Source organism: Bradyrhizobium zhanjiangense (assembly GCF_004114935.1).
Lineage (GTDB): Bacteria > Pseudomonadota > Alphaproteobacteria > Rhizobiales > Xanthobacteraceae > Bradyrhizobium > Bradyrhizobium zhanjiangense.
Genome location: NZ_CP022221.1, coordinates 5,838,055 through 5,850,574, shown reverse-complemented (window position 1 = coordinate 5,850,574; position 12,520 = coordinate 5,838,055). Strand labels below are relative to the sequence as shown.

At 63.7% G+C, this 12,520-nt stretch carries 11 protein-coding genes; 6 read left to right on the top strand and 5 right to left on the bottom strand.

The features are described from left to right. Window positions 1-5 precede the first annotated feature (5 nt). The 3 genes from XH85_RS28120 to XH85_RS28110 form a co-directional block, all read right to left on the bottom strand. On the bottom strand, window positions 6-575 hold the full coding sequence (locus XH85_RS28120) for an invasion associated locus B family protein (RefSeq protein WP_164940852.1): 570 nt from the start codon (window positions 573-575) through the stop codon (window positions 6-8). Window positions 576-638: 63 nt separating this feature from the next. After that, on the bottom strand, window positions 639-3,785 hold the full coding sequence (locus XH85_RS28115; protein WP_128934408.1) for a multidrug efflux RND transporter permease subunit: 3,147 nt from the start codon (window positions 3,783-3,785) through the stop codon (window positions 639-641). Continuing rightward, on the bottom strand, window positions 3,782-4,954 hold the full coding sequence (locus XH85_RS28110; protein ID WP_128934407.1) for an efflux RND transporter periplasmic adaptor subunit: 1,173 nt from the start codon (window positions 4,952-4,954) through the stop codon (window positions 3,782-3,784). Before XH85_RS28110 ends, XH85_RS28115 begins: the two co-directional genes overlap by 4 nt. Window positions 4,955-5,333: 379 nt before the next feature. On the opposite strand from XH85_RS28110, the gene XH85_RS28105 reads away from it, so the two are divergent. The 6 genes from XH85_RS28105 (at window position 5,334) to XH85_RS28080 (ending at window position 11,296) form a co-directional block, all read left to right on the top strand. Beyond that, window positions 5,334-5,573 (top strand): hypothetical protein, encoded by a 240-nt coding sequence (locus XH85_RS28105; protein WP_027571757.1) that lies wholly within the window; start codon window positions 5,334-5,336, stop codon window positions 5,571-5,573. A 227-nt stretch (window positions 5,574-5,800) separates the two neighbouring features. After that, entirely contained in the window at window positions 5,801-8,338 is a 2,538-nt protein-coding gene (locus XH85_RS28100) for a TonB-dependent receptor (RefSeq protein WP_128937446.1), read from the top strand. A 19-nt stretch (window positions 8,339-8,357) separates the two neighbouring features. Further along, a complete protein-coding gene (locus tag XH85_RS28095) occupies window positions 8,358-9,047 on the top strand; it encodes a Fe2+-dependent dioxygenase (protein ID WP_128934406.1) in 690 nt (229 codons plus the stop codon). Then, window positions 9,044-10,009 (top strand): tonB-system energizer ExbB, encoded by a 966-nt coding sequence (exbB, locus tag XH85_RS28090; protein WP_128934405.1) that lies wholly within the window; start codon window positions 9,044-9,046, stop codon window positions 10,007-10,009. Before XH85_RS28095 ends, exbB begins: the two co-directional genes overlap by 4 nt. Window positions 10,010-10,012: 3 nt before the next feature. Beyond that, window positions 10,013-10,471, top strand: a complete 459-nt coding sequence (gene exbD / locus XH85_RS28085) for a TonB system transport protein ExbD (RefSeq protein WP_128934404.1) — start codon at window positions 10,013-10,015, stop codon at window positions 10,469-10,471. A 9-nt stretch (window positions 10,472-10,480) separates the two neighbouring features. Beyond that, complete coding sequence (locus XH85_RS28080) at window positions 10,481-11,296, top strand: energy transducer TonB (RefSeq protein ID WP_128934403.1); 816 nt, start codon at window positions 10,481-10,483, stop codon at window positions 11,294-11,296. Here the strand turns inward: XH85_RS28080 and XH85_RS28075 are convergent. Together XH85_RS28075 and XH85_RS28070 are read right to left on the bottom strand one after the other, a co-directional pair. After that, window positions 11,284-11,706: a hypothetical protein gene (locus XH85_RS28075; RefSeq protein WP_128937445.1), complete on the bottom strand. Its 423-nt coding sequence runs from the start codon at window positions 11,704-11,706 to the stop codon at window positions 11,284-11,286. The genes XH85_RS28080 and XH85_RS28075 overlap by 13 nt on opposite strands. A gap of 64 nt (window positions 11,707-11,770) precedes the next feature. Next, window positions 11,771-12,451, bottom strand: a complete 681-nt coding sequence (locus XH85_RS28070) for a site-2 protease family protein (RefSeq protein ID WP_128934402.1) — start codon at window positions 12,449-12,451, stop codon at window positions 11,771-11,773. Window positions 12,452-12,520: the final 69 nt, after the last annotated feature.

Sequence of the window (12,520 nt, the reverse complement as noted above, 5' to 3'; positions counted from 1 at the left end):
GTCCGTTACTTGATCTTGTCGTAGGCCGCGGCGAAATCGTTGAGTGGCATCGGGATCGCGATCGTCTCCTTGGCCATGTTCTGGAAGGAGACCTTCAACTGCTTGCCCGACCTCAAGGCGGCCAGCAGGTCCGGCGCGACCGGCGTCGAGGCGTAGCAGCCGCGGTTCTCGCAGGTCTGGATCTGGAGATCGAACGCCTTGCCCTCGTCGACCTGGAGCTTGGCGCCGACGGGAAGGTTGAGGCCGAGCGGCAATTGCAGCAGCGCAATCGGCGTGCGGGTGTCGGGCGCGATGCGGATGTTGATCAGGATGACGGTCTGGCCGGTCTTGGTGAGCACCGCGTTCTGCTCCATCGCGCATTCGAGCGGCGCCTCGCGGCTCGCGCTGGTGCAGCGCACGATCCAGCCGGGCTGCCCCGGAGCGCCGTCCGCCTGTGCTTGCGTCGGGGCAGGCGCGGGCTGCGTGGCCGGGGCAGGAGAAGCGGCGTTCTTCTTGGCGCCTTGCTGGGCGTGTGCGGCGCTGGTCGACAACAGGACAGTGGTGGCGAGGGCGACAAGTCTGGATTGCATGAGCATGGCGAAACCGCGTTAGCTTGAATCGAGGTCTCGCTGTAGCGTCGCGGAAGGTGCGGCGCAAGCTTACTCGGCGGCTTGCTTGACGCTGCGGCGCTCGGCCGCCTCGTCCCCTTCGCCGTCACCCGAACGGCCCCAACCCGAGAACCAGTTGTTGAGCTCGTCGAGATAGAGATAAACCACTGGCGTGGTGAACAGCGTCAGCGCCTGGCTGACGATCAGGCCGCCGACCATGGCGTAGCCGAGCGGTTGGCGGATCTCTGCGCCGGTGCCGTGGCCGAGCATCAGCGGCACGCCGCCCAGCAGCGCGGCCATCGTCGTCATCATGATCGGGCGGAAGCGCAGCAGCGCGGCCTGGCGGATCGATTCCGCCGGTGTCTTGTGTTCGTCGCGCTCGGCGACGATCGCGAAGTCGACCATCATGATGCCGTTCTTCTTCACGATGCCGATCAGGAGGATGATGCCGATCAGCGCGATCAGGCTGAAGTCGAAGCCGGCCGCCATCAGGATCGCGAGCGCGCCGACGCCGGCCGACGGCAGGGTCGACAGGATCGTGATCGGATGGATGTAGCTCTCGTAGAGGATGCCGAGGATCAGGTAGACCACGACGAGCGCAGCGAGGATCAACAGCGGCACGGTGCCGAGCGATTGCTGGAACGCCTGCGCGGTGCCCTGGAAGCTCGAATTCAGCGTCGGTGGCGCGCCGAGCTCCACCATCGCCCGCTGCACGGCCTCAGTGGCCTGGCCGAGCGCGACGCCTTGCGCGAGGTTGAAGCTGATCGTGATCGCCGGGAACTGACCCTGATGGCTGATCGAGAGCGGGCGGACCGGATCGGTGGTCCAGGTCGCGAAGGTCGACAGCGGCACCTGTTCGCCGGTCAGCGGCGACTTCAGGTAGAGCTTGTTCAGGCTATCGAGATCGCCCTGCATCTCCGGCAGGATCTCGAGGATCACCTTGTAGGTGTTGAGCTGGGTAAAATACTGCGTGACCTGCCGTTGGCCGAAAGCGTCATACAGCGTGTCATCGATCATCTGCGGCTGGATGCCGTAGCGCGAGGCGGTGTCGCGGTTGATCTTGAGCTGCACCGTGGTGCCCTGCGTCTGCTGGTCGGTCGCGACGTCGCGCAGCTCCGGCAGCGTCTGCATTTTGGCGAGGATCTTTGGCGCCCAGTCATTGAGCTCGGCGAGATCGGCGTCCTGCAGGGTGAACTCGAACTGCGTACGGGTCGGCCGGCCGCCGAGCCGGACGTCCTGGGCCGCCTGCATGTAGAGGCGAGCGCCCTCGACCTTGTCGAACTGCGGACGCAGGCGCGCGATGATCTGCTGAGCCGAGGCCTCGCGCATGTCGCGAGGCTTGAGCGTGATGTATAGGGCGCCGTTATTGCCGGCGCGTCCGCTGCCGCCGATCGCCATGGCAACGCTGGCAACATCGGGATCGGCCAGGATGATCTTGCCGAGCTGCTCCTGGCGTCTGACCATTTCCTTGAACGAAATGTCCTGCGAGGCTTCGGACGTGGCCGTGATCAGGCCGACGTCCTGTTGCGGGAAGAAGCCCTTCGGGATCAGGACGAACAGGTAGATCGACAGTCCGAGCGTGGCGAAGAAGATCGCGAGCGTGGTGCGGCGCCAGGCCAGGGCGTGGTCGAGCACATATTCGTAGCCGCGCAGCATCCCGTCGAAGGCGCGCTCGCTCCATTGGTAGAACTTGCCGTGGGTCACTTCGCCATGCGCGCGCAGGAAGCGCGAGGCCATCATCGGCGTCAGCGTCAGCGACACGAACATCGAGACGAAGATCGTCATCGCCAGCACCACGGCGAATTCGCGGAACAGGCGTCCGATGATGCCCCCCATCAAGAGCAGGGGGATCAGCACCGCCACCAGCGAGATGCTGATCGAGACGATGGTGAAACCGATTTCCTTGGAGCCCTTGAAGGCAGCCGCGAGCGGGGATTCCCCTTCCTCGATGTAGCGGGTGATGTTCTCGAGCATCACGATGGCATCGTCGACCACGAAGCCGACCGCAATGGTGAGCGCCATCAGCGACAAATTGTCGAGCGAATAGCCGGCCACCCACATCAAGGCGCAAGCGCCCAATAGCGCCAATGGCACCGTGACCGTGGGGATGACCGTCGCCCAGAAGCTGCGCAGGAAGATGAAGATGACCATGACCACGAGCGCGATGGTCAGCAGCAGCGTGAACTGGACGTCCTCGACCGCGGCACGGATTGTCGTGGTGCGGTCGCTGATCAGCTCGATCTTGATTGCGGGCGGAATGGCGGCCACCAGCCGGGGCAGGGTGGCCTTGATCCGGTCGACAGTCTCGATGACGTTGGCACCGGGCTGCTTGAAGATCACCAGGAACACGCCGCGCTTGCCGTTGGCCCAGGCCGCCTGCTTGGCGTCTTCAGCGCCGCTGACCGCCTGGCCGATATCGCGGATTCGCAAGGGGCCACCATTGCGATAGGCGATGATGACGTCGTTCCAGTCCTTGGCGTGGGTGAGCTGGTCGTTGGCGTAGATCGTGTAGGCGCGCTTGGGCCCGTCGATATTGCCCTTGGGGCTGTCGACCGTGGTGATGGCGATCTGGCTGCGGACGTCCTCCATCGACAGGCCCTTGGCGACGAGTTTCGCCGGGTCGATCTGAACGCGGATGGACGGCTTCTGCTGGCCGCCGATGAAGACCTGCGCGACGCCGGAGAGCTGGCTGATCTGCTGGGCGAGCTGGGCGTCGACGGCGTCGCTGACGCTGGTCAGCGGCAGTGTATCGGAGGTCGCCGACAGCAGCAGGATCGGGGCGTCCGCCGGGTTGACCTTGCGGTAGGTCGGCGGCGAGGGCAGGTTCTTCGGCAGCTGGCCGCTGGCGGCGTTGATGGCACCCTGAACGTCGTTGGCTGCGCCGTCGATGCTGCGATTGAGGTCGAACTGGATGGTGATCGACGCCGTACCCAGATAGCTCGTCGATGTCATCTGGGCGATGCCGGGGATCTGGGCGAATTGCCGCTCGAGCGGCTGCGCCACCGACGAGGCCATCGTCTCGGGGCTGCCGCCCGGCAGGTTGGCGGTGATCTGGATGGTCGGGAAGTCAACCTGCGGCAGCGGTGCGACCGGCAGCAGGGGGTAGGCGACGAGGCCGACGAAGAGAATGCCGGCCATCAGCAGCGAGGTGCCGATGGGATAACGGATGAAGGGTGCCGAAATCCCGCCCGCGATCATTCGTGTCGCACCTTGTTCTGGGCCGGATCCGAGCTCGCCACCGCTGTCGAGACGAGGCTTCCAGGCTGCACCTTGAACTGACCGCCGGTGATGACCTGCTGCCCGGGCGTGAGGCCTTCATCGATGACCGAACGTCCATCGATGCCATAGCTGACCTTGATCTTGTGCACTTCGGCCTTGTTGTCCTGATTGACGGTATAAGCGTACAGGCCGTTGGTCGAATGCTGGACCGCATCATCGGGAACCACGGTTGCATCCTTCAGCGTCCGCACCAGAAGACGCGTTGAAACCGACTGGCCCGGCCACAGCGTGTGGTCCTTGTTGTCGAACACCGCCTTGAGCCGAATAGTCCCGCTTGTCGTGTCGACCTGATTGTTGATGACCGCGAGCTTGCCTTTGGCCAGCGTCTTCTTGCCGTCGGTGGTGAAGGCGATCACCTTGAGCGCGCCGGCCTGCTGGCCTTCGGTGATGTAGGGGAGCTGGTCTTCCGGTGCCGTGAAGATCACGGCGATCGGCTCGACCTGCGAGATCGTGACGATGCCGGTCTGCGTCGAGGCGTTGACGATGTTGCCGATGTCGACTTGGCGCAGCCCTGCGACGCCCGTGATCGGCGCCTTGATCTGCGTGTAGTCGAGTTGGGTCTGGGCGTTGGCGATTGCCGCTTCGTCGGCCGCGATCTGGGCGGTGAGCTGGGCGACAGTGGAACGCTGGGTATCGACCCGCTGCGCGGTCGCGAATTCGCCGAGCCTCATGGCGCGCTGCAGCTCGAGATTGGCGTTGGCGAGGTTCGCCTCGTCCTGCGCCTTCTTGGCTTTGGCCTGATCGAGCGCGGCTTGATAGGGGCGGGGATCGATCGAGACCAGAAGGTCGCCCTGCTGGACGATCTGGCCTTCGCGGAAGGCGAGCTTGTCGATCTGACCATCCACTCGGCTGCGGACTTGGACGGTGTTGAAGCCCTGCACCGTGCCGAGACCGGTCAGATACACTGGGAAGTCGGTCTTCTGAACCGGCGCAACGCTGACGGGAACGGCCTGCTGGCGAGGCGCTGCTTTTTGTGTCGTCTGGGTTTTTCCGGCCCCGGGCGAGCCGTATTTCTGCCAGCCATAGTAACCCGCGGAGGCCACGGCCGCGATGATCAGAATCCAGAGGATCGGCCGTGTTTTTTTCATATCGGCTCGGCGGCGCTCGTGCCCCCAAGCTACGAATTATGGGGCAATCATAGGGTTCCAGCGCGCTTGTATAATACACGCCAAGTTCCAGTGTAAACAGCACTATCGGTCGAGAATCCTAAACAATTGGAAAGCTTTGCACCGCATGCAGCAGGCTGGCGCGGCGGTGTGCAAGGCTGCATTTTCCGGAGCCCGGATGATGCGCGCGCGAACTCTGTACAATGCGCGCAGTCCGTGTGTGCGGCGATGAGGGGCGCCGCGCGGACGACCCACCACGCCGGTGCGTCACGAGAACGGTTCTAAATCGCGCGCAGGCTGTTTCGGTTGTCAGGAAAATCAGCATCGGTCATATCGGCGCCGCCACAACGGGAGCGCAGGGATGGACGAATTGAACGGCAAGCTGATCGCGTGTCAGATTCTGATCACGGGGCTGATCGCGCGCGTCGCCAACGAGCAGCGCGATCCCTTGCGCTTCCTCACCGACTTCCGCGACGAGATCAAAGCCGTCGTCAACGGCGTCAACATCGCCGGTATGGACAGTACCGATCGCGTGCGCGCCGTCGCGCAGAAGACCGTCGACGAATTGTTCTCGCTGATGAAGCCGCCGAGCAGCGACTGAATCCGTGAGCATCACCGCCGATTTCGCGGCATTCTTCGCGTACGTTTTAGAACGAGTCCAATCTATCTTTAGAATCGTTTCAAGCTTCAGTTTAGAATCGTTTTGATCTGGACTTATTCAAGCGTTCTCGCGGCTTGCGCGCATTGACCCACTATTTTGCCGCCGATACCAACAGCCCAATCGCTCGTCGAAGTGAGTGAGCGAACATGAAGATGGGGCGTGTTGTAATGGGGCAGGTGGTCGCACCGAAGTCGTTGCGTTCGGTGGCAGCATTCGATCCGATGGATGAGAGGTCCGCGGGCGTTTCCGGCAAAAAGGTTTCAGCGGTCGCGAGCTTGATCGCGGTGGCATCGGTGTCGAGCGGCGCGCAGGCGCAGCAGTCGAACCTGCCGCCGGTGACGGTCGATGCTCCGGTCGAGCGTCCGCGTCCGACGGCATCGAAGCCGACACCTGATCAGGTCCGCGCGCGCAACGCGCTTCGCCGCGCAGCGCAGCGGCAGCAGGCGGTACAGACGGCTCCGACAACGCCCTCCGGTCCCGCCGACGCCAATCCCTATGCCGACCCGGCCGCGCCCTACAAGGTCGATCACGTGCAGGCCGGCGGCAAATTTCCGGAGAAGCTGGTCGATACGCCGAAGTCGATCACAGTTCTCAGCAAGGAAGTGCTCGAGGACAAGAACGCCACGTCGCTGAAGCAGGCGATCCTCAGCACGGCCGGCGTGACGCTTGGCTCGGGAGAGGGCGGCAACGCGTTCGGCGACCGCTTCTTCATCCGCGGCTTCGACGCCCGCAACGACATCTTCATCGACGGCGTGCGTGACGCCGGTGTCAGCGTGCGTGAAAACTTCTTCACTGAACAGGTTGAGATTCTGCGCGGTCCCGGTTCGACCTTCGCCGGCCGCGGTGTCGCCGGCGGCGCGATCAACATCGTGACCAAGCAGGCGACGACCGGGGGCAGCTTCTACAACATGGACAGCACGTTTGGCACCGACCAGACCAAGCGTGTCACGCTCGACGTCAACCAGGTGATCGACCCAACGCTCGCAGTCCGCGTCGGCGGCTTGTTCCAGGACGCCAATGTCGCGGGTCGCGACTACGTCACGGATAACCGGAACGGTGCTTTCGTCGCGACGACGTGGACGCCGACCGACACGATCAAGGTCACCGGCAACTACATCCACACCGAACTGACCGGTCTTCCGGACTTCGGCGTGCCGTATTATCGACCGAGCACCGCGTCCACCGCTGGCGGTCCGTTCCCGGATTTTGGAGCGAGCCGAAGGAACTGGTACGGGTTCGTCAATCGCGACTTCTTCCGGACGGGCCAGGACATCGGTACGATCAATGCGGAAGTGCAGATCACGCCCGATCTGATGATCAGCAACAAATTCCGCGCTTCGCGCTCGACGCAGAATTACATCGGGACGCTGCCGGAAGCGCCGTCGCTGAAGAATCCGCTCTCGGCTTCGACGCTGACCTCCAATCCGCAGAGCCGTTTTCAGATCACCGACGTGCTCGCCAACCAGACCGAGGCGACCTACAAGTTCCAGGATTGGGTCGGGTTCAAGCACACCGCGCTGGCGGGTGTCGAGGTCGATCGTGAACGGTCTTCGATCGACAGGTATCTTGGGCTGACCTCGGAGGCCACCGGCATCCCCTCCACCCCATCAGGCTCGCCGACCAACACAAGCGTATTCTTTCCTCAGAACACGTATCTGCCCTTCGGAATCCCGTCGCTCTCGGGCTTGCCCACCAAGATCAGCATCGACACCGTCAGCGGTTACGTCATGGATAGCGCGAACTACCATGACCTGCTGATCCTCAATGGCGGTTTCCGCTACGACGATTACAGCATCAAGTCCACCGGCTATGCCGCGAACGGCGCGTTCGGTCAGCAGTCGGCGGAATTCCTGATCCCCAACTTCAATCTCGGCCTTACGCTCAAGCCGTTGCCGAACGGCAGCGTCTATGTGGCGTACGCGACTTCAGCGAATCCGGTCGGTGCCGAGTTCGACGGTACAAGCACAGCGTACGGCGGCCTCAATCCGACCCTGCCCGGCGGCAACACGCAGATATTTGGCCCTGAGAAAAACAAGGCGATCGAAATCGGCACCAAATGGGAGCTGTTCGATCGTCATCTGCTGCTGACCGCGGCGCTGTTTCAGACGACAAAGGAGAACGCGCGCGAATCGCAGAACGTTAGTAGTGCGGCTGCTGCCGCCCCCTTGGGCTGTGTGTATCCGACCGGAACGACCGGCAATATATCCTGCATCACTGCAGGTGCCGCCTATCGCATCCGTGGCATCGACCTTGGTATCGGTGGCAACATCACTGACAAATGGAGCGTGTTCGGCGGCCTCGTGCTGATGCAATCGGAAGTGACGCAGTCGCTGGCGCCGTCAGCCAATAAGACGTTGTATCCGACCAATGTCGGGCGTCCGCTCGCCAATATCGCGCACGAGTCGTTCAGCCTGCTATCGAAATATCAGCTCAACGACACCTGGGAACTGGGCGGGCAGGCTGTGTATCGCTCCAAGATCTATGGCGGCACTTTGCTTGCGGCCAATCAGGGCACGTCGCTGCCGAGCTACTGGCGCTTTGACGCGTTCGCGGAGGCGAAGCTCGATCAGCACTGGAAGCTCAAGCTGTTCGTGAACAACATCTTCGACAAGCGCTACTACGACGCGCTGTACCAAAGCGCAGCACCGTTCGTGCTGGAAGCACCGGGCCGTGCCGCCTATGTGGTGCTCTCCGCGCGCTACTGATGGAGCAACAACGAGTTTCATGCTGACATGCATAGAAAACGTTCTCAGCAAGGATGATGTGGCGGATTTCCGCCGCATCATGGACGCCAGCGACTGGGAGGACGGCCGCTCCACCGCCGGCGCGCAGTCGGCGATGGTCAAGCGCAACGAGCAATTGCCGCCGGACAGCGAGGTCGCGCGCAAGCTCGGCAACCGCATCATCTCGGCGCTGACGTCGAACCCGCGCTTCATCGCGGCGGCGATCCCGCTCCAGATCTTCCCGCCGCTCTTCAACCGCTATGCGGCGAGCAGCGGCCACCATTTCGGCCTGCATGTCGACAATGCGATCCGCGGCGACCGCCTGACCGGCCTTCGCATCCGCACAGATCTGTCGGTCACGCTGTTCCTCGCCGAGCCGGATGAGTACGATGGTGGCGAACTTGTGATCGAGGACGCCTACGGTTCGCACGAAGTCAAGTTGCCAGCCGGCGACTGCGTGCTCTATCCCTCGACCAGCCTCCATCTGGTCACGCCGGTGACGAGGGGAACGCGGGTTGCGTCTTTCTTCTGGCTTCAGAGCATGATACGGGACGATCAAGCCCGAAGCATGATCTTTGACCTCGACACCGCGATTCAGGCGCTGGTGGAACGGCTCGGGCGTGACGATCCCGAAACGGTCAAATTGACGGGTATCTATCACAACCTCATTCGCTACTGGGCCGAAGTATGAAGAGCATGACCTTCCAAGCCAGCCTTGCCGCCGCCATGCTGGCGGCCGCCTGGCTCGCATCTCCTGTTTCCGCCCAGACACAAACCCCGCCGGCCCCGGCGCAATCGGTGGCTCAACCGGCCCCGGCCGGTCCGGCGCCAGCGGCCACCGCGCCTAGCGCCCTGGCGCCTTCGGCCCCGACGGCAGCCGCGCCCGCTGCTCCGACGGCGCCCCCCGCGGCCGCCGGTCCGACCACCCCCAAGCCCGATGTGGCGACCGCTGTCGCACCGGCCATGAAGGAATTGTCGCCCTGGGTGATGTTCATGTCGGCGGACGTCATCGTGAAGGCGGTGATGATCGGGCTCGCCTTCGCCTCGCTGGTGACCTGGACCGTCTTCATCGCCAAGTCGATCGAACTGTCGGTCGCCTCCACCAAGCTGCGTTCGGCGCTGAAGAAGATCGCAGAGGCACGTTCGCTCGCGGAAGCCCAGATGGCGCTCGGAGCCAAGGAAGGGATCCTGCCGTCCTTCCTCGTGGCGGCGCTGCGTGAGGCGCGGATGTCGGCCGGCCTGTCCAGCGATGCCGGCATCAAGGAGCGCGCGGCCTCGAGCTTTGCCGAGATCGTGCGCGCGGAACAGCGCCGCATCCGCATCGGCATGGGCGTGCTCGCGACCATCGGCTCCACGTCGCCCTTCGTCGGCCTGTTCGGCACGGTCTGGGGCATCATGAACAGCTTCATCGGCATCTCGAAGTCGCAGACCACGAACCTCGCCGTGGTCGCGCCCGGCATCGCCGAGGCGCTGCTCGCCACCGCAATCGGTCTCGTCGCCGCCATCCCCGCCGTCATCATCTACAACCATTTCGCACGCGTGACGAAAGGCTATCTCGAGCTCGTCAGCCGCGCCTCTGGCGCCGCGGGGCGGCTGCTCTCGCGCGATCTCGATCGCAGCCACGGCAGCGTGCATTCGCGCGCAGCGGAGTGAACCATGGGCGTTTCGCTCGCAGACAACGACGGCGAAGACGACGATTTCTCGGAAACGCATGACATCAACGTCACGCCGTTCATCGACGTCATCCTGGTGCTGCTGATCATCTTCATGGTCGCAGCGCCGCTCTCGACCGTCGACCTGCCGATCGATCTGCCGACGTCGAGCGCGACGCCGCAGAAGAAGCCGGACAAGCCGACCTATCTCAGCATCAAGCCCGATCTGACGCTGGCGATCGGAGAGAACCCGGTCCACCGGGCCGAGTTGATCGGGACCCTCGACGGCCTGTCCGACATGAGCAAGGACAAGTATGTCTTCCTGCGCGCCGATCGCTCGGTGCCGTATGGCGAGTTGATGGGGATCATGGAGCTCTTGCGCTCAGGCGGCTATACGCGGGTCAAGCTGGTCGCGCTGGAAGGCGCTCCGGGGGCGCCCGCGGCAGGCGCCGCTCAGCCTTAAAGGCCCGCTATGTCGGACGAACTCAGACCATCCCGGAAGCTCTGGATCTTGGCGGCAGTGGCAGCGCTCGTGCTCCATCTGGGTGGTGCTGCGCTCGCGCTGGCTCACCTGCGCGCCGATGACGGCGACGATGGTCTGGGGGCGGCGGGCGCCGAGTTCGCGGTCGAGATGGCCTCGCCAAAGGCGCCCGAAACAGACCTTCCGCCGGGGCCTGACAGCGAAGCAATGCAGGAGCAGCAGGCGCTTCCCGAGCAAAAGGCCGAGACCAAGGAAACCGAGCTGCCAAAGGATCAGTCGCAGCAGGTCGACGATCCCGATCGGGTTGTCACCGAGAACATCTCGAAGAAGCCGCAGGACGAGGATCCGAAGATCGCGGCAGTCGAGACTCCTGCCGCCGAGGCATCACCGAAATCGGTTGCGACTGCGCGGCAGACGCTCGACGAAGACGCGCGCGAGGCCGAGAAGGCCCTGGCGCCGGTGCTTGGGCTTGGCAAAGACATCCTGAAGATTACGGCGGACTGGAACCGCAAGATCAGCGCGCATCTGACGGCCCACAAGGTCAATCCGGAGGGCAAAGAGCCCAATAACCAGAAGGTCAAAGTGAGCTTTGCGATCAACCGCAAGGGAAACGTGCTGTCGGTCGACGTCGTGGAGTCGTCGGGGGATGCGGCTTACGATGCGGCCGCGGTCTCGATTGTCCGCAAGTCCGATCCCATTCCGCAGCCGCCGGCCGGGCTGACTGACGACCGGTTCGAGCGCACCGTCGACATCATCTTCACGCCGCCGGACGCGAAGAAAAAGAAGAAGACGGCTCAGCGCCAGTAGAGCCGGATCCCGACATAGACCACGACCAGGCAGGCGAAGATCAGCGCCACCGGCAGCGGCCGCTTCTGGGTTCCGGCGAATGCCGCCGCCCCGAAGGAGGCGGACTTCTTCGGCTTGGGGGCGGGGCGGCGGAAGGCGGTAACATTGTCCGTCGCCGTTTCAGGCGGACGGGTGCGGACGTCGGGCGGGGTTCCCGCGCCGCCCATTTCGGCATAATAGGCCTTGTAGATCGCGCCGATGGTGGCCTCGGTGGCCTCGCCCTCGCTCATCTGCACCAGCAGGTTCTGGTAGCTCGCGAGGAACTCCTGGGCCTCCGGAGGCAGCGCGGACGCCCCGTTGAGCTTGGCCATCATCTTCCAGGTGGCAAAATCGGCGCGGGCGCGGGTGTCGGCGCGTCGCGCGATCAGCATATCGGCAGCTTTGACCAAGTCGGCCTCTGGCCCTTCAGGCCTACGTTCGGATGTCGCTGTTCAACTACACATTGCCGGTCAGGAACAGAACAGCCTGAATCACATAACCGGTCAACGTTCGCAGTATTGCTGAAATAACATCAAGATTTAGACCGAACTGCGAACCTGCCAGCGGTAGCAGGATCAGGAGGCCGATCAGGATCAGCATTCCGACCGGCTCGAGCCGGGCCAGCGGCACGGCGAGCGGCCGCGGCAACAGCCCGACCGCGACCCGCCCGCCATCGAGCGGCGGGATCGGCATCATGTTGAACACCGCCAGGATCGCGTTGATCACGAGGGCATTCTTGAGGTTGTCCGCAACCCATTTCGCCGAGGTCGCAGGCACCAGGGGCAGGGCATGGAAGGCGAGGGCGGCGGCGAGCGCCAGCAGGATGTTGGTGACGGGCCCGGCCAGCGCCACCCAGACCATGTCGAGCCGGGGGTTATTGAGCTTGCGGAAGTTCACCGGCACCGGCTTGGCGTAGCCGAACAGGAACGGCGAATGCGCGAACAGCAGCATCGCCGGCAGAATCAGGGTCCCGAACGGGTCGATGTGGCTGATAGGATTGAAGCTGACGCGACCAAGCTGCGAGGCCGTGTTGTCCCCGAGCCGGTCCGCGACGAAGGCGTGCGCAGCCTCATGGAAGGTGATGGCAAGCACGAGGGGGAGCACCCACACGGAGAGGTCATAAATGGAAATGTTCACGGCTCGTCCGTCCCGGTTTGCCTGCTGCCTTGCAGCCATCCAGCTAGAGTGGTGGTGCAGCAACGCTTC

What these genes read in the sequence shown, in the direction of transcription:
- XH85_RS28120 (WP_164940852.1), bottom strand. Translation starts at nt 575, where the DNA reads ATGCTCATGCAATCCAGACTTGTCGCCCTCGCCACCACTGTCCTGTTG.
- XH85_RS28115 (WP_128934408.1), bottom strand. Translation starts at nt 3,785, where the DNA reads ATGATCGCGGGCGGGATTTCGGCACCCTTCATCCGTTATCCCATCGGC.
- XH85_RS28110 (WP_128934407.1), bottom strand. Translation starts at nt 4,954, where the DNA reads ATGAAAAAAACACGGCCGATCCTCTGGATTCTGATCATCGCGGCCGTG.
- XH85_RS28105 (WP_027571757.1), top strand. Translation starts at nt 5,334, where the DNA reads ATGGACGAATTGAACGGCAAGCTGATCGCGTGTCAGATTCTGATCACG.
- XH85_RS28100 (WP_128937446.1), top strand. Translation starts at nt 5,801, where the DNA reads ATGGGGCAGGTGGTCGCACCGAAGTCGTTGCGTTCGGTGGCAGCATTC.
- XH85_RS28095 (WP_128934406.1), top strand. Translation starts at nt 8,358, where the DNA reads ATGCTGACATGCATAGAAAACGTTCTCAGCAAGGATGATGTGGCGGAT.
- exbB (WP_128934405.1), top strand. Translation starts at nt 9,044, where the DNA reads ATGAAGAGCATGACCTTCCAAGCCAGCCTTGCCGCCGCCATGCTGGCG.
- exbD (WP_128934404.1), top strand. Translation starts at nt 10,013, where the DNA reads ATGGGCGTTTCGCTCGCAGACAACGACGGCGAAGACGACGATTTCTCG.
- XH85_RS28080 (WP_128934403.1), top strand. Translation starts at nt 10,481, where the DNA reads ATGTCGGACGAACTCAGACCATCCCGGAAGCTCTGGATCTTGGCGGCA.
- XH85_RS28075 (WP_128937445.1), bottom strand. Translation starts at nt 11,706, where the DNA reads ATGCTGATCGCGCGACGCGCCGACACCCGCGCCCGCGCCGATTTTGCC.